The 18979-nt window shown below is 67.7% G+C and carries 20 protein-coding genes, 1 tRNA gene and 1 pseudogene; 11 read left to right on the forward strand and 11 right to left on the reverse strand.

Going from position 1 to position 18979, the window contains the following annotated elements:
• Nucleotides 1-88 precede the first annotated feature (88 nt).
• Both RUTHE_RS15455 and RUTHE_RS09055 read left to right on the forward strand, forming a co-directional pair.
• Nucleotides 89-481, forward strand: coding sequence for a hypothetical protein (locus tag RUTHE_RS15455; RefSeq protein ID WP_021098078.1), 393 nt, complete (start codon nucleotides 89-91; stop codon nucleotides 479-481).
• A gap of 51 nt (nucleotides 482-532) precedes the next feature.
• The gene (locus tag RUTHE_RS09055) at nucleotides 533-1954 is read left to right on the forward strand and encodes a PepSY-associated TM helix domain-containing protein (RefSeq protein ID WP_021098079.1); all 1422 of its coding nucleotides are present in this window, start codon (nucleotides 533-535) and stop codon (nucleotides 1952-1954) included.
• Between the two features lie 41 nt (nucleotides 1955-1995).
• On the opposite strand, the gene RUTHE_RS09060 is transcribed toward RUTHE_RS09055, so the two are convergent.
• From RUTHE_RS09060 to RUTHE_RS09080, 5 genes and pseudogenes are all read right to left on the reverse strand, one after another.
• Nucleotides 1996-3633, reverse strand: coding sequence for an alpha-amylase family glycosyl hydrolase (locus RUTHE_RS09060; protein ID WP_021098080.1), 1638 nt, complete (start codon nucleotides 3631-3633; stop codon nucleotides 1996-1998).
• A 62-nt stretch (nucleotides 3634-3695) separates the two neighbouring features.
• Nucleotides 3696-4103 (reverse strand): hypothetical protein, encoded by a 408-nt coding sequence (locus tag RUTHE_RS09065; RefSeq protein ID WP_021098081.1) that lies wholly within the window; start codon nucleotides 4101-4103, stop codon nucleotides 3696-3698.
• A gap of 8 nt (nucleotides 4104-4111) precedes the next feature.
• The gene (gene hemP, locus RUTHE_RS09070) at nucleotides 4112-4306 is read right to left on the reverse strand and encodes a hemin uptake protein HemP (RefSeq protein WP_021098082.1); all 195 of its coding nucleotides are present in this window, start codon (nucleotides 4304-4306) and stop codon (nucleotides 4112-4114) included.
• 100 nt (nucleotides 4307-4406) lie between these two features.
• On the reverse strand, nucleotides 4407-5096 hold the full coding sequence (locus RUTHE_RS09075) for a GntR family transcriptional regulator (RefSeq protein ID WP_051150430.1): 690 nt from the start codon (nucleotides 5094-5096) through the stop codon (nucleotides 4407-4409).
• 32 nt (nucleotides 5097-5128) lie between these two features.
• Nucleotides 5129-5834 (reverse strand): annotated as a pseudogene (locus RUTHE_RS09080) (M48 family metallopeptidase).
• A gap of 71 nt (nucleotides 5835-5905) precedes the next feature.
• Between RUTHE_RS09080 and RUTHE_RS09085 the strand changes: the two are divergent.
• The 9 genes from RUTHE_RS09085 (at nucleotide 5906) to copM (ending at nucleotide 11730) form a co-directional block, all read left to right on the forward strand.
• Nucleotides 5906-6223: a TIGR02300 family protein gene (locus RUTHE_RS09085; protein ID WP_021098086.1), complete on the forward strand. Its 318-nt coding sequence runs from the start codon at nucleotides 5906-5908 to the stop codon at nucleotides 6221-6223.
• A gap of 112 nt (nucleotides 6224-6335) precedes the next feature.
• Nucleotides 6336-6411, forward strand: a tRNA-Ala gene (locus RUTHE_RS09090).
• A 142-nt stretch (nucleotides 6412-6553) separates the two neighbouring features.
• Nucleotides 6554-7105 carry a LacI family DNA-binding transcriptional regulator gene (locus tag RUTHE_RS17040; RefSeq protein ID WP_021098087.1) on the forward strand — a complete coding sequence of 184 codons (552 nt, stop codon included), beginning with the start codon at nucleotides 6554-6556 and terminating at the stop codon, nucleotides 7103-7105.
• A complete protein-coding gene (locus RUTHE_RS17045) occupies nucleotides 7081-7557 on the forward strand; it encodes a substrate-binding domain-containing protein (protein ID WP_211217735.1) in 477 nt (158 codons plus the stop codon). The genes RUTHE_RS17040 and RUTHE_RS17045 overlap by 25 nt, the downstream gene beginning before the upstream one ends.
• Nucleotides 7558-7630: 73 nt before the next feature.
• Nucleotides 7631-8422, forward strand: coding sequence for a 3-methyl-2-oxobutanoate hydroxymethyltransferase (locus tag RUTHE_RS09100; protein WP_021098089.1), 792 nt, complete (start codon nucleotides 7631-7633; stop codon nucleotides 8420-8422).
• Between the two features lie 24 nt (nucleotides 8423-8446).
• Nucleotides 8447-9478 carry a sterol desaturase family protein gene (locus tag RUTHE_RS09105; protein WP_021098090.1) on the forward strand — a complete coding sequence of 344 codons (1032 nt, stop codon included), beginning with the start codon at nucleotides 8447-8449 and terminating at the stop codon, nucleotides 9476-9478.
• Between the two features lie 10 nt (nucleotides 9479-9488).
• Nucleotides 9489-9800: a MocE family 2Fe-2S type ferredoxin gene (locus tag RUTHE_RS09110; protein ID WP_021098091.1), complete on the forward strand. Its 312-nt coding sequence runs from the start codon at nucleotides 9489-9491 to the stop codon at nucleotides 9798-9800.
• 127 nt (nucleotides 9801-9927) lie between these two features.
• The gene (locus RUTHE_RS09115) at nucleotides 9928-10869 is read left to right on the forward strand and encodes a substrate-binding domain-containing protein (RefSeq protein WP_021098092.1); all 942 of its coding nucleotides are present in this window, start codon (nucleotides 9928-9930) and stop codon (nucleotides 10867-10869) included.
• Between the two features lie 486 nt (nucleotides 10870-11355).
• Nucleotides 11356-11730 carry a CopM family metallochaperone gene (gene copM / locus RUTHE_RS09120; protein WP_021098093.1) on the forward strand — a complete coding sequence of 125 codons (375 nt, stop codon included), beginning with the start codon at nucleotides 11356-11358 and terminating at the stop codon, nucleotides 11728-11730.
• 31 nt (nucleotides 11731-11761) lie between these two features.
• Here copM and RUTHE_RS09125 read toward each other — a convergent pair whose 3' ends face one another.
• From RUTHE_RS09125 to RUTHE_RS09150, 6 genes are all read right to left on the reverse strand, one after another.
• Nucleotides 11762-12604, reverse strand: a complete 843-nt coding sequence (locus RUTHE_RS09125; RefSeq protein WP_021098094.1) for an FkbM family methyltransferase — start codon at nucleotides 12602-12604, stop codon at nucleotides 11762-11764.
• Complete coding sequence (locus RUTHE_RS09130; RefSeq protein WP_158453425.1) at nucleotides 12604-12813, reverse strand: hypothetical protein; 210 nt, start codon at nucleotides 12811-12813, stop codon at nucleotides 12604-12606. The genes RUTHE_RS09125 and RUTHE_RS09130 overlap by 1 nt, the downstream gene beginning before the upstream one ends.
• 44 nt (nucleotides 12814-12857) lie before the next feature.
• A complete protein-coding gene (locus RUTHE_RS09135) occupies nucleotides 12858-14063 on the reverse strand; it encodes an IS256 family transposase (protein ID WP_013654810.1) in 1206 nt (401 codons plus the stop codon).
• 97 nt (nucleotides 14064-14160) lie between these two features.
• Nucleotides 14161-15036 (reverse strand): alginate O-acetyltransferase AlgX-related protein, encoded by an 876-nt coding sequence (locus RUTHE_RS09140; protein WP_040645544.1) that lies wholly within the window; start codon nucleotides 15034-15036, stop codon nucleotides 14161-14163.
• Between the two features lie 169 nt (nucleotides 15037-15205).
• Complete coding sequence (locus RUTHE_RS09145) at nucleotides 15206-18106, reverse strand: glycosyltransferase family 4 protein (RefSeq protein WP_021098097.1); 2901 nt, start codon at nucleotides 18104-18106, stop codon at nucleotides 15206-15208.
• Nucleotides 18103-18966 (reverse strand): hypothetical protein, encoded by an 864-nt coding sequence (locus RUTHE_RS09150; RefSeq protein ID WP_021098098.1) that lies wholly within the window; start codon nucleotides 18964-18966, stop codon nucleotides 18103-18105. The genes RUTHE_RS09145 and RUTHE_RS09150 overlap by 4 nt, the downstream gene beginning before the upstream one ends.
• Nucleotides 18967-18979 lie beyond the last annotated feature (13 nt).

Raw genomic sequence — 18979 nt, forward strand, 5'->3', positions numbered from 1 at the left:
GGGGGCGTGCAGGAAGGGAAGGGAGCTGCCGCAGGAGCCGCCGCAGAACCGTTGACGCGCGGCCAGGCCGGCGGCACAGGAGGACACAATGGCACGGATCCCGTCTGCATGGTTACGCCTGGTGCTGGCCCTGGCCCTTCTCTGGGCCGGATCGATCGCGCCCGGGGTCATGCCCGGTCGGGGTGCGGATGGATCCCCGGCCTTCGTGCTCTGCACGGAGGACGGGGAGCGGCTGGTCGTTCTCGATGCCGCGGGGCGGCCGGTCCCGGCCGCACCGGATCACGGGCCACAAGACCGCCATGCGCCCGGGATCTGTGCCTTTGCGGCGCTGACGGGACCTGCCCTTCCGGCCGGGGGAGCGCACTGGACCCTGCCGGCGATGCCCCCCGCCATGACGGTCCGGGCCGTTCTGCCGGCACGGCCCGCCTTCTCCGATCCGGCTGGCGATGCCCACCGCCCGCGAGGGCCTCCGACGGTCTGAGCGCTGTTGCGCCCGGATCCTTCATCCTGAACCCAACCAGTCGGAGACATCATGACCTTCCTCGCACCGGGGAATGCGGAGGCGCCTGCGCAGGTCGCCCCCCTTCCCGACACGGGCGCGGCGCGCGCCCTCTATCAGGCTGCCTGGCGGTGGCATTTCTATGCCGGCCTGTTCGTGGCCCCCTTCCTCGTGATGCTGGCGCTGACGGGCCTTCTGATGCTATGGGCCAGTGCCACGACCGATCTGAACGGCGAACGCCTGACCGTGCCGGTCACGGGCGAGCCGGCCCCCGTCTCGGCCCTGATCGCTGCGGCCGAAGGGTCTGTGCCCGGCGGCACAGCCCTGCGTTATGTCGAACCCCGCGGGCCGGGACAGGTGGCGCTGGTGCAGGTAGCGGCCCCGGACGGCAGCGAGATCGCCGTCCTCGTCGATCCCTACCGGGCGGCGGCCATTGACCATTTCGCCTGGGACAGCGGCCTTTATGCCCTGGCTTCCGACATCCATGGCACCCTGCTCATGGGCGACTGGGGCGACCGCCTGATCGAGATCGCCTCGGGCTTCGGCGTCGTGCTGATCGTGACCGGTCTGGTCCTGTGGTGGCCGCGCAGCTGGGGCCGGGGGGCGGTGCTCCTGCCCTCGCTCCGCGCAGGCGGCCGCGCTTTCTGGCTGCGCCTGCATGCCAGCCTCGGCTTCTGGACGCTCGGACTGCTGCTGGTCTTCCTCCTTTCCGGCCTGTCCTGGACCGGCATCTGGGGCGGACGTTTCGTGCAGGCCTGGAACAGCTTTCCGGCCGAGAAATGGGATGCTCCCCTGTCGGAGACGACCCATGCCGCGCTGGACGGCCATGCCGAACATGGCGTGCCCTGGGCGCTGGAGCAGACCGCGCTGCCCGAATCGGGATCGCCGGCCGGTCTGCCGGCGCTGGTGCCGCCCGTCACGATCGATGCCGTTGCCGCCTTTGCCCGCGATCTCGGGCTGCCGGGGCGGTTCCAGATCCATCTGCCGCAAGGCGAGACAGGCGTCTGGACCATCAGCCACGACTCCATGAGCCATGACGGTCCCGACCCGACCGCCGACCGGACCATCCATATCGACCGCTACAGCGGGCACCTTCTCGCGGATGTGCGATTCGCCGACTACTCGCCCTATGCCAAGGCGATGGCGGTGGGCATCGCCTTCCACGAGGGACGCATCGGGGTCTGGAACTTCGTGCTCAACACGGTCTTCTGCCTGGCCGTGATCGGGCTGGCGGTTTCGGGCCTTGTGATGTGGTGGCGGCGGCGGCCGGCGCGGGTCTGGCGGCTGGGCGCACCGCCCATGCCCGAGCGCCTGCCCGGCTGGCGTGTGGCACTGCTGGCCGCGATCCTGCTGGGCCTGGCCTTTCCCCTGACGGGCGCGGCGATGCTGGGTGTCCTGGCGCTCGATGTGCTGGTTCTGCGGCGTCTTGGCACGCTGCGCCAGATGCTGAACTGACGGCGGACGGGGGCGGGTTCCGCCCCCCTCTGCGGGGCTCATCAGGCTCGCGGCTTCGCTATCGCCACGGCGGGCGGGGTATCGGCCTCGAGCCAGGCCCAGCCATGCGCGGGCAGGCGGAGCGTGCCGGCCTCGAGGGTGGCATGATGCGGGCCGGGCATGGCGGCCTCGCCCTCCACCGTCAGGGTCTGCGGCCGTTCCGAGAGGTTGAAGAGCGCCGTCACCGTCGGGCCGCCCGCTCCTTGCGCTGGTGTGCGGACGATGCCGAGGATCGGTTCGGGCAGATCGAGGAAGCGCCAGTCGCCCCCCCGCAGCGCCGGCGTCGCGCGGCGATGGGCAAGGACGGCGCGGTAGGTCTCGAGCACGGAGCCGGGCTTGCCGCGCTGGCGATCCGCCGCATGGGCGAGCTGGGGCGGCTTGACCGGCAGCCAGGGGGTGCCGGTCGTGAAGCCGCCATGGGGCTGATCGTATTCCCACACCATCGGCGTGCGGCAGCCGTCGCGGCCCTTCAGCTCGGGCCAGAAGGCGATGTAGCCCAGATCGCGCAGCTCGTGGAACTCGATGTCGGTCTCGGTCTGGCCCAGCTCCTCGCCCTGATAGATCCCGAGCGTGCCAGGAAAGGAACAGAGCATCGCGATGGACTGGCGCGCCACGGCGGCGGTGTCGCCGCCCGGCGGGGTCCAGCGCGAGACATGGCGCGTGATGTCGTGGTTGGAGAAGGACCAGCAGGGCCAGCTGTCCGGCCCGATGCGGAAGAAATGCTCGATCTGCGAGCGGAAATGCGTGGCGGTGTGCTGCGGCCCCAGGAAGGCAAAGGAATAGGCCATGTGCAGCTTGTCGTTGCCGGCCGTGTATTCGGCCATCACCTCGAGCGGGCGCCAGTGCTCGCCCACCTCGCCGACCATCATGCGGTCGGGATATTCGTCGGTCAGGGCCCGCATCCGGCGCAGCACGGCCAGGTTCTGCGGCCGGGTCTTGGAGAACTGGTGATCCTGCGCCTCATAGGGATTGGCAGGGAATTCCGTCCATTCCGCCGGCGGGTTGTCGCGCAGCTTCCGGTCATGGACGAAGAAGTTCACCGTATCGAGCCGGAACCCGTCCACCCCGCGTTCGAGCCAGAACCGCATGGTGCCGAGGATGGCGTCCACGACCTCCGGATTGTGGAAGTTGAGATCCGGCTGCTCGATCAGGAAGTTGTGCAGGTAATACTGGCGGCGGCGGGCATCGAACTGCCAGGCGGAGCCGCCGAAGACCGACAGCCAGTTGTTGGGCGGCGTGCCGTCGGGCTTCGGATCGGCCCAGACATACCAGTCCGCCTTGGGATTGTCGCGCGAGGCACGGCTTTCGATGAACCAGGGATGCTGGTCCGAGGTGTGCGACAGAACCTGATCGATGATCACCTTGAGACCCAGCCGATGAGCCTCGGCCACCAGCGCGTCGAAATCCTCCATCGTGCCGAAGAGGGGATTGATGGCGGTGTAGTCGGAGACGTCATAGCCCATGTCCTTTTCCGGCGAGGCGAAGAAGGGCGACAGCCAGATCGCGTCCGCGCCCAGATCGGCGACATGGGCCAGACGGCGGGTGATGCCCGGCAGATCGCCCACTCCGTCGCCGTTCGAATCCTGAAAGCTGCGCGGGTAGATCTGATAGATCACCGCATCCCGCCACCATTCGCGCATCGTCATCTCCTTGCTGCATCGCGGCGACTTCTGGCGAGGTTCGCCGCCTTGGCAAGGGGTTGTCAATGAAGACGTGCAGGCGGGACCAGGGCACGGGCCAGCGCGAGGCCGGCCTGTTCGGCCAGCGCCAGCAGGGACAGGGCGGCCTCGGGGCGCACCAGCGCACAGGCAATCCACAAGGCCTCCTCGCGTGCGCCTTCTGCCGCCAGCTCCACGAGGCGGGCAAAGACCGCCTCGTCCGCACCCAGGCAGGGACATCCCGCCCCATGGCGCATCAGCGGGCGGCGGCAGGCCGCCAGACAATGCCGGCAGAGCGCATCGAAGGCGTCCGCCGCCTCTGGCCCGGCCAGATCCCGCGCCAGCGCCGTGGGGCCTTCGTCGCACCAGCGGCGCAGGGCCCGCACCGCCAGACCGGGCAGCGGCGGCAGGGCGTCAAGGCGGCCGACGGGACGGCCGCCGGGGGATGGCATCCCCGCCTTCACTTGGTGAGGATGAGCTTGCCCGCGCGGGTGATGCGCAGGGTGTAGCAGGCCTCGCCCAGGCGGATGCGGGCCAGACCGCCGGGGCCGGTGAGGGCTTCGGCCCGCCAGACGGGCACCGATTCCTCGGAGTGGGACGGGGACGCGGCAGCGGAGAGCGAGGGGGAAGGGACGGTGTGGGCAGCATCGAGCATGGGCGAGCCCTTTCACGGATGGCAGGGGATCCGGGCTTCCCGATCGGGCCGGGTGGCTGGAACGGCTGTATAGTTGAGTGAAACTGTCGGGTCTGTCAAGTCAGCCCTTGAGCATCCGCAGCCCCTGCGTCACGTCGCTGCGCACGGCCAGCCGCAGGCCCGGTTCGTCGCCTGCCCGCAGGGCGGCGATGATCAGCCGGTGATGGCGGGGCGGTTCGCTGCGGCCGAGCCGTGCATAGAGGGCGCGCATCGTGGGCCCGAGCTGGAGCCAGACCGTCTCGGCCAGCTGGAGGATCGCAGGGGACTGCGCGCGCAGATAGAGGGTGCGGTGAAAATCGAGATTGGTGCGGATATAGCCTACCGCATCACCGCGTGCGGCCATCGCCGCGACGGTCTGGTTGATGGTCTCGAGCCGCTCGATGAGGGCCCAGTGGGCGCGGGGCAGGGCCCGGGCGGCCAGCTCCGGCTCGAGCAGGGCGCGCAGGGTTGCGAGTTCCTCGATGCGGTCATTGGTCAGGGCCGGTGCGGACAGCCGCCCCGAGGCCGAAAGGGTGAGCGCGCCCTCGGCGGCGAGGCGGCGCGCCGCCTCGCGCGCGGGGGTCATGGAGACGCCGAAGCCCTGGGCGATGCCGCGGAGGGTGAGCGGCGCGCCGGGGGCGAATTCTCCATGCATGATGCGGGTGCGCAGGGCGCGGTAGACGCGGTCATGGCTGCGGGCCCCGCCCTCGGCCGGGCGGTCGGCAGGACGGGGGCGGGCGGGGGCGGACGATGAGGGAGGCGGCACATCCATGCCCTTCATCTGTGGCCCCCCCGGGCACGGCGTCAACCGAGCCGGAGGCGATGCAGGCCTGCCCCTTCGGCCCTGAGCCAGGCACGGGCAGCGGCATGACCCGGGCAGAGACGGGCCAGGATGGCCCAGAAGGCCGGGGAATGATCCATCCGCGCCAGATGCGCCACCTCATGCGCGGCGACATAGTCGAGCACCTCGGGTGGGGCGAGGACGAGCCGCCAGGAAAACATCAGATCCCCTGCGGCCGAGCAGGACCCCCAGCGCGAGCGGGGATCGCGCAGCACCAAGCTGCGGTAGGGCCGCCCGAGCGTCCGGGGCATGCCGGTCGCAGGCGGCGGCAAGGCGGTCGCGTGCCGCCGCCCGGAGAAAGGCCCCGAGCCGGGCCGGCAGGCGTTCCGGATCGGGCGGGAGCCAGAGCGTGCCTCCCTCGTGCCGCAGGACCGGGCCGGGCCGCAGCAGGAGGGGGCTGCCCTCGAAGGGGATGGTGCTGCCGAAGGCGGGCCAGAGCGGGGCAGGGGCGGCGGCGGCGTGGCGGCGCAACCAGTCCTCGCGCCTGTGCAGGAAGGCCAGCGCTTCGGTCAGCGATGCGCGGGCCGGCAGGGTCAGCGTCGCGCGACCGTCCAGCGCCGAGACGCGGAGCGACAGCCGCCGTGCCCTTGCCGAACGGCGCAGCGCCACGGCCAGGGGCGGATCGCCGGGAAGGTGGTGTTCGGCAGGAAGGGATGCGACCTTTGACACGGCCGGCGCGTTATGGCAGGGGAGCCCATTCCCCCGCAAGCCTCCTGCCGGAACTTCAGAAGGAAAGACAGATGCCCAAGGAAGAATGGGGCAAGAAGCGCGTCTGCCCGACCACGGGCAAGCGGTTCTATGATCTCAACCGCACCCCGATCGTGAGCCCCTATACGGGCCAGATCGTCAATATCGACACCGGCCGCGGCCGCACCCTGGTGGCCGATGCCCAGGATCCGGACATCAAGCGGCTCCATGTCGGGGATGAGGACGATCTGCTGCTCGATGACGATGTGGCCGCCGACGATGCCGATCTCGGCGACGAGGTGCTCGAGGACGACGAGGACGAGGAGGTCTCCTTCGAGGATCTGGGCGACGTGGCCGGCGACGAGGAGTGAGCCGCGGCGGCGTCGCGCAGCGGGGAGTGCAGATCCAGGCAGAAGCCCCCTTGCGCTCCCCCTTCGCCCCCACTAGAGAGCGATCCGCGGGGTCGATCCCAAACCCGCCGATGGGGCCATAGCTCAGTTGGGAGAGCGCTTGCATGGCATGCAAGAGGTCAGGGGTTCGACTCCCCTTGGCTCCACCACTTCCCTTCTTCTGTCGGATATGCGGTCCTCGCCTGTCCGGGCGACCGGATCCGTCAGGCGATTCCGGCCATGGCGGCACCATCGCCCTGCAGCAGCCGCGAATCGGATGAGACGCCTGCAAGCCTGCGCGGGAGCAGCGGCATGGCCAAACCGACGATCCGCGACATCGCCCGTCTTGCCGGCGTGGGAACCGCCACCGTGGAACGGGTGCTCAATGCCCGTGGCGGCGTGCGGCCCGAGACGGTCGAACGCGTGCTGGCCGCGGCGCGGGCGCTCGATGTCCCGCGGCGGCTGCCCGAGGCGCATCGCGGCATCGTGCGGATCGACCTCTTGCTGGTGCGGCCCGATTCGCCGTTCTTCTCGCGGCTGGCACAGGCCTTCGAACGCATCGTCGCGGTGCTCGATCCGGCGATCTCGGTCCATCGCTCCTTCCTGCCCGAAGGCAATCCGGCCCTCATCGCCCGACGCATCCTGGAGCCGCCGCATCGCCGGTCGGGGCTGATCCTGGCCGTTCCCGATCCGCCGCCAGTGCGCGAGGCGCTGTCCCGCGTCCTGGCAGAGGGGCTGCCGGTCGTGCAGGTCGTCTCTCAGGCCCCGGTGCAGGGCGCGGCCTATGTCGGCATCGACAATCAGGCCGCAGGGCGACGGCGGCCCTGTTCCTGGCCCGCATGCAGGCAAGGTCGGGGCCGGTGATCGCCTTCTGCCATTCCGGGGTCTATGCCGTCCACCGCGACCGGATCCGCGGCTTCTCGGAGGAGATGGCGCGGCGGGCCCCCCATCTGCCCCTGGCCCGCGTGCTGTTCCATGGCGACGACGGCGACGAGGCTCGCGTCCTGCTGCGCGAGGCCCTGCGGATCTGGCCGGATCTGGCAGGGTTCTACAATGCCGGCGGGGCGAACGGCGCCCTGGCCGAGGAACTGGCCCGCCATCCCGCGGGGCATGAGATCTTCTTCGTCGGTCATGAGCTGACCGACCGCAGCGGCCGCGCCCTGCGCGAGGGGATCATGGATGTCGTTCTCGACCAGATGCCCGAGGCGCAGGCGCGGCGTGCCGTCGATCTCATGCTGCACCGGCTGGGCTTCCTCAAGGAACCGGTCGGGAACCCCCCCATCCGCTTCGTCACCCTGACTGCGGCGAATGTCTGATCAATTCTGATCAGCGCAATCCGTGCGGGCTGTCCCGGGGCGGTTTACGCCCCTGTCCGGGAGGATCCGGACGATGACCGCACGCCCGAGGCTGCATGACCTGCTGAGGCAGAAGGGGAGCCGCAAATGGCTCCAGCTGCATGTGGACAATGGCGAGGAGGCCGCCGCTGCGGTCGAGGCCGGGATCGTCATCCTGTCCTGCGAGGCCGACGGGACGCTCGAGGCCGTCCGCGCCGCCGCCCCTTCGGCCTTCGTCTCGGTGGGGATGGTCCATGGCTCGGTCGCCTCGCCCGACGAGGCCGTGCGCGCGGGTTTCGATCTGCTCCGGCGAGGTGCGGATGCGGTCTACTGTTCGCATTCCCCCCGCTTCATCGAGGCGATGGCGCGCGAAGGCATCCCGGTCACGGGCCATGTCGGCCTGGTGCCGAACCGCGCCGCCTGGACGGGCTTTCGCGCCGTGGGCCGCACGCCCCAGGAGGCCGCGCGCGTCCTGCGCGCGGTGAAGGATCTGGAGAATGCCGGGGCCGCCTGTCTCGAAGTCGAGGTCGTGCCGGTGCAGCTTGCCGCCCATATCACCGCGACGACGCCGATGCTGACGATGGGCATGGGCTGCGGCGATGCCTGCGACACGCAGTATCTGTTCTCCTGCGACGTGCTGGGAAGCCATGCGGGGCATTATCCGCGCCATGCCCGCCGCTATGACGACTTCGTCGCCCTGATGGCCGAGGTGCAGGCGCGTCGCGTCGCGGCCTTCCGCGCCTGGGCGGCAGAGGTGGATTCGGGCGCCTATCCCGCCGCGCGCCACCGCATCGAGATGTCCGCGGAGGATCTTGCCCGCGCCATCGAGCTCTCCCGCCTCGCCTGAGATCCCGACACAGGAGGGACATCCATGGACGATCTGAAGTTCGGAACCCGCAACAAGCGCGGCGACTGGACGCCGAACGAACCGGCGAAGACGGCCCCCCTTTTCGTCTTTCCGCCCCGCCCGCTGGCGGTGCTGAAATGGCTGCCGCACTATTTCTTTCCCTACAATGCGCTTTTCTTCCTCTCCGCCTGGGCGTGGTGGCTCTGGGTGGTGCCCGACACGGAAACGATGCGCAGGCTCGCCTGGGGCTGGGTGCTGTGGCTTCTGGCCGTGAACGCGGTGGCCGTGTTCCTGTGGTACTTCGCCTTCGAGCTGCGCCTCTACATCCGGCGGGCCCAGGGCACCCGCTTCAAGTACAACGCCAGGTTTCCCGCCGACACGCCCTCCGACGTGTTCTGGTTCCGCTCCCAGAACCTCGACAACATGCTGCGCGCCCTGCTGTCGGGCGTGCCGATCTGGACGGGGCTGCAGGTCCTGGTCCTGTGGGCCTATGCCAACAGCATCGGCAACTGGCTGAGCTGGGCCGATCATCCCCTCTGGCTCGCGGTGCTGTGCCTTCTCGTGCCGATCATCCACGAGACGCACTTCTTCCTCATCCACCGCCTGATTCACACGCCGCTTCTCTACAAGTGGGTGCATTCCGTCCACCACAACTCGGTCAACCCCTCGCCCTGGTCGTCGCTGTCGATGCACCCGGTCGAACATCTGCTCTACTTCGCCCCCATCCTCTATCACCTCGTGATTCCCTCGAACCCGGTGGCAGCGCTGTTCCAGCTCCATCTGGCGGGTTTCGGGGCGGTGCCGGGGCATGTGGGCTTCGACCGGATCGAGCTGGGCGAGGACATCGCGATCGAGAGCCACGCCTATATCCACTACCTCCACCACAAGTATTTCGAGGTGAACTACGGCGACGGGCTGATCCCCTTCGACCGCTGGCTGGGCACCTTTCATGACGGATCGAAGGAGGCCGAGGCGCGCATGCAGGAGCGCTACCGGCGCAAGGTCGCCCGCCTGAACGCCCGCCGCGCCGCCACGGCCCCCGACACGGCCTCCTGAGGAACCTGCCATGCCGACCTGGATCCCCGCCTGCCGCCTGGACGACATCGAGCCCGAGGGCGTCATCCGATTCGACCATGCCGGGCGGACCTTCGCCATCTACCGCTCGCCCGAGGACGAGCTGTTCTGCACCGACGGGTTGTGCACCCATGAGGCGGTCCACCTGGCCGAGGGGCTTGTCATGGGGCACGAGATCGAATGCCCCAAGCATTCGGGCGTCTTCGACTACCGCACGGGCGAGGCGCTGCGTCCGCCTGCCTGCATCAATCTCCGGACCTATCCGGTCGAGGTCGTGGACGGGATCGTGCGCATCGCCGCGTGATCCCCTCCGCCCGGCGTCGCGGCCGGCTCCCAGCGGTCGCGGCGCCCCCCCCCACCCCAAACTCTCCGCGCCAGCGGGGACCGGCGCATGAAGACGGGCGGGCCGGCGCCCTTCAGGGAGGAAGACCATGACGAACCGACTGCTCCTTGCCGCGATTGCCGCGGTTCTCGCCCCGGCCGCATCGGCCCAGTCGATCGGCGTCAGCATCGTCAATTTCGACAACAACTTCCAGACGCTGCTGCGCAACGGCATGGCGGAGCATGCCGAAGCCCTGGGCATCGACATTCAGATCGAGGATGCCCAGAACGACATGGCGCGCCAGCTCGATCAGGTGCAGAACTTCATCGCCCAGGGTGTGGATGCGATCGTCGTCACGCTGGTGGACAGCGCCGCCGGCCCTGCTGTCTCGCAGGCGGCCGAGGCTGCGGGCGTGCCGCTGGTCTTCGTCAATCTCGAGCCCTCCAACCTCGCCGAGCTGCCCGCAAACCAGGCCTATGTCGGTTCCAACGAGGTCGAGTCCGGCACGCTCGGCGCCTTCGAGGCCTGCCGTCTGCTGCGCGCGGCGGGCAAGGGGAACGGGGCGAGCGGCTATCTCCTGATGGGGGATCTGGCCCATCAGGCTGCGGTCCAGCGCACGCGCGACGTGCATGAGGTCGTCGGCCTCTCGATGTGCAGCTTCCTCACCATCACGGACGAGCAGGTGGGCGGCTGGTCGCGCGAGGGCGGACAGAACCTGATGACCAACTGGCTGTCCTCCGGCGATGTGCCCGATGTGGTCTTCGCCAATAATGACGAGATGGCGATCGGCGCGATCCAGGCGATGAAGGCCGCCGGCGTGCCCATGGAGGATGTGATCGTGGTGGGGGTCGATGCCACCGCCGACGCGCTGACCGCCATGGCGGCGGGCGAGCTCGACGTGACCGTGTTCCAGAACGCGATGGCCCAGGGTGCCGGCGGCCTCGATGCCGCGCTGGCCCTCGCCCGCGGAGAAACCGTGAACAGCCCCGTCTATGTGCCCTTCGAGTTGGTCACGCCCGCCAACATGGCGGACTATGTCGGCGCCAACTGAGAGGCGAGGCCGCGCCCTGGCGGAGGCACGCCCGGCACCGGGCCTCGCCGGATCGGCGGGACCGCCCTGATGGGCATGGCCGCCAGGCGTGATGGCCCCCTGCATGCTGGCCGGAGGCCATCTTGATGCTCGGGGCGGCCATGGTCGAGGTGTTCTCATGCTGCGGCCGCAGGCAGGGAAGACAGCCTCATGACCAGGCCGCTCCGCTCCGGGCCGTGCGGATCGCCCGGGATGCGCGATCCCGGCACGCGGAACCGGGTTCATCAGTCCCCTGGTCCTGCGATCCCCCCCCCGGAGGGGGACGGATCACGCGGGGTCGGCGCGCAGATGCGTCCCTCGGTCATCCGGAGAACCCCCGGCAGGCGCGGCATGGGAGACCCCGCGGGCTGTGCCTCCTGCCGGGCGGGCGTGCTGGCCTGATCCAGACTTGCGACAGAGCCATTCCCGTGAATGATGGACATGCCGAAACGCAAAGGGGGGAGGGCGATGATCCGGATCGCCGCCATGATGGCTGTGCTGGGGTTCGGGGCGGAGGCCATGGCACAGGAGGCGGGAGGGATGCATCACGCCCATGGGGACATGCCACCGCATCTGCAGGCCATGATGGGCGCGATGGATGCCATGATGGCGCAGATGGCCATCCGCTCGACGGGCGATGTCGATGCCGATTTCCTGCTGCTGATGATCCCTCACCACCAGAGCGCGGTGGACATGGCCCGCATCGTTCTCGAGCAGGGCGACGATCCGGAAGTCCGTGCCCTGGCCGAGGCGATCATCGCCGCGCAGGAGCAGGAGATCGCCGAGATGCGTGCCATGCTCGGGCGGATGGGGGTGGAGTTGCCCTCGGGGGGGCATGAGTGAGGACCCGGCTGCGGCCCGTTGTCGCGCAGCTTTAGTCCCGCCGGCGGGCAAAGACAACATAGGATCGCCGCTTGGCGAGATGGCGGGCAAAGCGCAGCCGCGGCTGCGCTTCGTCCCAGAGGCTTCGGGCGACGGCCCAGGCAAAGCCCTGTGTATCCAGGATCGGCAGGATGCCCGAGAGCGTGTTGCCTCCCCGGCCATCGGCATGTGTCTCGCAGATCAGGTTGCGGCAGGCCCGCAGGCGGTCCCCTGCTGCGGCCAGGATGGGCAGCTCCATCCCCTCCACATCGAGTTTCAGCAGATCGACGGGTTCGTCCAGAAGGGAGCGGATATCGCACAGCGGAACCGGCATGCGGACACTGTCCGCGGGCGCACGCTCCGGGCAGAAGGTGGAAGCCGGATCCTCCGCTTCCGAAGCGAAGAAGTCCGCCGTCCCGTCCCGATCTGCGAGGCCGGCCTGATGGAGATGGACCCCGTCATAGCCCTGCTGGGTCAGGTTCTGTGCCAGGATCGCCGCCACATGGGGGCTGGGTTCAAAGGCCTCGATCCGGCAATCCGGCCAGACCCGGCGGAAGTAGTAGATGGCCAGCCCGACATTCGCCCCCGCATCGATGATCCGCGGATCGGGTCGGTCGCATTCGAAGAAATACTCCTGGTGGCAAAGGATCTCCTCGAGGAGCACGGGCAGTAGCCTGGACGAGGCGACGCGCCAGCGGCGCGTCAGGCGCAGATGGCCGTCCACAAGGATCCGGTCCATGATGCGCGGCCAGAGCTGACTTGCCGGTTCCTGTCCGTGTCCTTCCAGGATCGCGTCGAAGTCCGCATGGACATCGGGATGGAGGAACGGGCGCAGATTGACGATGGCCCCGGCCATCAGGATGGGGAACCCGGTTCGGGCGGGTGAACCGGTCCTTCGGCCGCCGGCGCGGGAACGGCAATCCGCAGCGAGGCCGGGTCGAAGACGCGGCCCGAGGACAGCGCGCGGGTGAAGGCAAGGGCTGTCTCCAGATCCATCTTCTGGCTGCGGCCGAGAAGCCAGGGAATCAGCCAGAAGGGCGGGGCAGAGAGATCGGAAACGGTCACGTCCGTCAAGCTGGTGTAAATTCCTGGATGGCCTGAGGGCATGATCAGGCGGCTTTCGTGGTTATGCTGAGAATGGGGTCGATCTCCTCCTTGTCGATCTCGGCGAAGGCCTCGACCATCATGTAGCGGCTCGAGGTCTGCCATTCGTCGTTGGCTTCGAAGAGCACGGCGCCGATCAGGCGCATGATTGAGGCCTCGTTGGGGAAGATCCCGACGACATCGGAGCGCCGCTTTACCTCCTTGTTCAGGCGCTCGATCGGGTTGGTGCTGTGCAGCTTGGTCCTGTGCTGGCGCGGGAAGGACATGTAGGCCAGCACGTCATGCTCGCTGGCGTCCATGAGATCGGCCAGCTTGGGCCAGCGCGGGCGCAGTTGTTCGGCAACCTTGCGCCAGGTTTCGCCCGCATGGGCGCGGTCGGGCTGGTCGAAAGCCTGGCGGATCGCGGCGGCGACAACGGTGTGTTGGCCGCGCGAGACGTGGGCGAGAGCATTCCTGATCCAGTGAACGCGGCATCGCTGCCAGGTCGCTTCGAACACCCGGGCAATGGCTGCCTTGAGGCCGGTGTGGGCATCGCTGATCACCAGCTTGACCCCACTCAGCCCCCGGGCGCGGAGGGAACGCAGAAACTCGGTCCAGAAGGTCTCGGCCTCTGAGGGCCCAATGCCCAAGCCGATGATTTCCCTTCGGCCCTCGGTGTTGGCCGCCACCGCAATTATGGCCGCGACCGGCACGATGCGCCCGCCTTGGCGGACCTTGAGATAGGTGGCGTCGAGCCAGACATAGGGCCAGTCGCCGGTGAGCGGCCGGTTCAGGAACTCCCCGACCCTGTCATCGATATCCTTGCAGAGCTTCGAGACCGTGCTCTTCGATATCCCGCTGAGCCCCATGGCCTGCACCAGCTCGTCGACGCGGCGGGTGGAGACGCCGCCGATCCAAGCCTCCTGGATCACCGCCACCAGCGCCTGCTCGGAGGTCTTGCGGGCCTCGAGGAAGCCCGGGAAATAGCTGCCCTGCCGCAGCTTCGGCACCCGCAGGTTCAGCGTGCCCAAACGGGTATCGAGAGCGCGCTCTCGATACCCGTTGCGCCAGGTCGTGCGTTCACCGCTGCGTTCATGCCGGCCGGCGCCGATGATGCCTTCCACATCGGTCTCCATGATCAGTTGCAGCACGGCTTCGGCAATGCCGCGCAAGAAGTCGCCCTGATCGTGCTTGGCCAGAAGCTCGGACAGGTCCATGTTCGTCTTGGTCATCGGGGTCTCCGTAGGGGCCGTGGTTGAAGTCGCCAAACTCCACCTCGAACATACACCTCGATGGCCACCTGGGATCACACCGCCGACGGCGATGAAATTACACCAGCTCCTCGGACGCTAACTCGGAAACGACGCTGGCCATGTAGCGCTCGGCCATCTGCGAGACGACCAGATGGGGGCGGGCGGCCTCGACCATCTCCTCGTGGAAGAAGCGTGTCCGGGTGAACAGGATGCGCCGGAAGAAGCGGCTGAGGATGTCGAGGCCGTGGAACAGATAGCTGTCGCCGAAGATCAGCAGAATCCGGTCGGAGATGGCCCGGGGACTTTCGACAAGGATCAGCCGGCCATCATTGACCGGATGGGTGAAGTCATGACCGATCCCGTTCTCATGGACGACAATCCCGGGATGGCGGGGAAGGACCTTTTTCGGCTCGCTCCGGGGGGGAGACAGCTTCCGTCCGAGATCACCGATGAAATTTCCCTCGACGGTCAGGCGCGCAACAAGATCGGAGGCCACGGCCTCGATGGTGGCGGAGGGAATACCGGCTTCCTGCGCGATCCGCTCTGCCATCGCAACAAGCCCCATGGGCGTCCAATGCGTATCGGTTTGCCAGTAGCTTCGCCCCTGACGCGGCCGGCGCAACAGATCCACCGGATAGAGAATGTCGTCATGGCCGGCCTCGAGATAGGCCTGAGCCATGAAGCCCGGATCGGGAATGGGAAAGTTTTCCGGATAAACGACATATTTCTCGGGCGCGACGATCTGGAGGAAGCGCGCATTGTGCCGTGCCGCCATCACCTGCCGGCGGACGATATTGTCGTGCAGGGTTTGGACGGCCCTTGGCGACAGACGGGCGCCGCGCATGAAGCGGAGGACCTCGTGCCGGCCACCGGCCAGGAAGAGATCGCCCTCATGCCCGATGAGGACGCCATTTTCGATGATCGGTTCCGGATCGGGTGCGCCCGTCATCATCAATAGAACAATCGGGATTCGAGGAAGTTGAAGAGACCGGCGTGCACCCTGGCGGGATGCAGCCGTTCCGTGGCAAAGCGATGCGCGGCCCGTTCGAGGGCATGCCGGGCCGCCGGATCGCGAAGCAGGGCGATGACGGCCTCGCCGAAGGCCTCCGGATCGGCCAGCCTTACGGCCTCTGCATCGGCGGCCTCCTCGTAGCGCGCAGGCCCGCAGGCGTGGTCACGACCGCACGTCCGAAGGCCATCGCCTCGACAAGCTTGACGCTGGCCCCCGTCCCGAAGCGGACCGGATTGAGGACCAAGGCGGCCTGCCGGTAGCAGGACTCCAGATCCTCCACCGGGCCCAGCAGCGCCACGCCTGGCAGGCGAGAGAACCGCTTCAGGGCCTCGCAGACGCGGCCTGCGATCCGGAGTCGGGCTTGCGGGATGGCGGCGATCACTTCGGGCCAGGCCCGATCCAGGAACAGGCTGATCCCGTCCACATTCGGTTCGTAGATGTTCCCGACGAAGAGGATCTCGGCGCTGTCGTCCGGCGCGGGAGGTAGCGGCTCGCCGGAGCGCGCCGTAAGCCCCGCCAGCACGAGGCGCGCGGGTGCGATCCGTTCGGCCAGGAAATCCTGCTCGACCGAGGAGATGGTCAGGAGGGCCTTGGCCTTGGACAGAAGGCGAAGCTCTTCTTCCTCGTCTATATCGTATTTGGCCGGGTCAGGAACGACATCTGCCCCCAGCCGGTTGTGGGCGTCATGGAAGATGCGGGCGCGAAGGCTTTGGACATCGACCGTATCGATCAGACCGAAAGTTGTGGGAAGGAGCAGATCATGCAGAGGGGCGCTCCAGACATGGCTGCTGATGACCACTTCGGCATCAAGGAGATTGGTGATCGTGGCGGCAATGGCCAGAAACTGGGGATCGATCCGTGCAGCCAGCGCGGCAGAGCTGCTGCGGCTGGAGGGATCGCTTTTCATGAGAGAGTCTGCCAGATGCTCTGCCATCGGTTTGCCGAGCGGAGCGAAGCCCTTGGGCAGCCGGTCCGGCTCGGCCTTGAGGGCGGCAGAAAGCTCCTTGATGATCAGCGGCTTGTAGGCTTGCAGGATAGGCAGATGCACATCGCAATAGGCTCGCATGGCTCGATAGGTGTCGGGCCACATACTGAGCGACCAGGGTTCGCTGCGGTCGATCAGGACAGTGCGATAACCCGCCGCATGGGCGCTCTGCATCAGATCGAGAAGCCGCTGGATGCCGCCGCCGGCCGCAAAGGTGACACTACCCTGATAAATGAAGCAGATGGTGGGGGTCTTTGCCCGCGGAACGGCGAGATATCTCTTTACCAGATGGGCGGCGAGCTGCTCGGACGACAGACCATCCACGCCTCCTTGGCGTGAGACGGACAGAAGCGGCGTGTCGCCCGCGGCGAGATCGCCCAGAACCTGCCCCCGGTCATCCACGAAGCGCAGCTTCACCTGCGAACCGGGCGGCATGGCGTGGTTGATGATCCGGGTGAAGGAGAAGTGCCCGATTCCCTCGTGCATGGAAAGCGAGAAGGGCAAGGGCTCGTCGACCGGACGGTCGTTGATCAGCAGTTGTGCCCGGGCGGGAATCCGGGGCATGGCCAGATACCCTTCGGCATGGAACAGGTTCTTGCGCCGGTCGAAGACCAGCCCGGTCATCGCGCCGATGCGGGCCTTGACGGCCACGGGCAACGCAGGATTGTCCAGCAGGATCTGCCGCTTCCGGCGCAGGGCCAGCCTGGCCGGGACAGCGGGGGCGAACAGCGCCTCGGGATGATCGACCGCCGTATCGAGGGGGCCCGAGACCGTGAAGCCCTGCGCCATCGGACCGCGGAATCCGAACTGCTTCTGAACCTGTTCGTTCGCCGTGCAGAGAGGGATGCCGAAGACCCGCTCCTCCCCCAGATGGATCTCGACGTCCGTCACCGGCTCGAAGCTGCGATACCATCCCTTGACGGACAGGCTGGACGTCACCCAGTCGATGGTGATCTCGTCAATCGCCGCTTCGGGTTCGTCGAAGGCGAGGGCCGTGATGGGCACGCGCCACCGGCGCTGTCCCCCGTCGGCATAGAACAGCTCCAGATGGAGATTGCGGCTGTCGCCTTCGCCGACATGAGGGATCCGGTCCTCGAAACCGGAATAGAGGGTCCGGCCCCTCGGATCGAAGCGCACATCCTGCGGCCGCGGCAGGAAGAGCCGGGTGATGGCATGGCTGCGGCCGGACTGGAACTGGACGGCCAGCGCCCGGATCTGACGATCCGAAAAGAGGGCACCCTTCACGCGAAGCTGGCGGCTCTCCGTATCGTAGATGGCCCGGAAATCATGCAGGCGGAATTCGTAGGACAGCGGGCGGGAGGCTTCTCCCAGCAGGCGCCCGTTCCGGTCATGGAAGACGGCGACGACAGGCGTGCCCGGCATGATCCCGGGCCTGTGACCCTGAAAGACGAAGGCGTTGTTGCCGGGGTGCTCGCTGTCCCCTGCGGATGTCCTGTCGGACAGGTCGGTCCGGTGGGCGTTCAGCGTGCAGAAACCGACCAGGTCGCCTTCGATCATGAAGCGGATCTGCGCCACGCCGAGATGCGGGCTGGCCCAGCCGCGCAACAGGAAATCTCCCTCCAGACCGACCAGCACGGCCTCGCTGAGGGAGAGGCTGTTCTTCAGCACCCCCCCATCCGTCACGGAAGCCCTGACGACCCCTTCGGTCAGCTGGACCTCGCTGACATGGATCGTCTGACCTTCGAAGTCGAGGAACCGGGCCGTCAGCGTCTCGCCGGGTATCAGATCCGTCGGTTGCACCAGGTTGAAACCGAAGGACTCGGCACCCGGCAGGTCCAGTCGGGCCGAGACGTCCGGTCTGCGCTCCGTCAGATCGGAGGAAAACAGCACTGTCCCGTCTGCCTTTGCGAATTCGACACGCTCGGGTCTGGCCGCCGACAGGATCCAGCCGCGCAGATGGATCAGGCTGCGCCGGGCGTCAACCGTGCGCACGGACCAGCCCGAGCGGATCTCCGGTTGTTCCGGGCGTATCAGGAGGTTCAGCCCCTCATCCTGATGTTTCATGCCTGACACCTCTGAACAGCGGCTGCGACCGGTTCCGGCACGATCAGATCTTCCAGCCGGGCACGCCGGATGGACGGGGAGACCAGCGAACCGGAGGAGACCACGATCAGCTCCACCCCCTGCTCCTGCAGGTAGCGATGCCAGCCCTCGCTTGCGGCGATGCAGGCATCGACCTCGTCGGCGATGATCCGCGGCTTGTTGTAGAGGACGCCTGCGTCATGGCGGAAGCGGTTGCGCTCATGAAGGCTGCGGATGGCCATGGAGCGATGAAGAAGGGCGGTCTTGCGCGGATTGGGCCGATCATAGAAATGGGGCATGATCGAGGAGGCGCGGACCCCCACATCCCATCCCAGGGTGATGATACGCCCCGCGCCCAGATGCAGGGCCAGATAGAACCCGATCTCATAGAGCACCCCGGGGCCCCAGGGGCGATCGATCTGCCGGTCGAAGGTATAGTCGGCGAAATTCTGCCGGATCGCCAGCTGCTCGGACAAGGCGCTGGGACGCGCAACCGTCAGCTCCAGATCGGCCTCTCCGAAGACCGGCGGATCGCCGATCGCGGTCTCGCGGATGATGAACGGCCGGCGACGGCTGTAATCGTAGCGCTGGCTGTTCCAGGTGTTGAGAATCTGGAAATCGACAAGCTCGGGGACGACGTCGAAGGCCTGCTTGACCGCCATCACGCAGCGCCCGGCGAGCAGGCGTTCGAGTTCGTCCGGCGCATAGTCGGACAGGGACGGACCGCAGGCGAGGATCACGACATCCCCGCCCTTCAGACGGCCCGCGAGACGATCGAGCTGCTGATAGGGATTGCTCAGCGCGACAAGGGATTGGATCTCGTGCTGCTCAAGACAGGCCATGCGTGCCCCTCAT

It is taken from the genome of Rubellimicrobium thermophilum DSM 16684 (genome assembly GCF_000442315.1).
GTDB classification, from domain to species: domain Bacteria; phylum Pseudomonadota; class Alphaproteobacteria; order Rhodobacterales; family Rhodobacteraceae; genus Rubellimicrobium; species Rubellimicrobium thermophilum.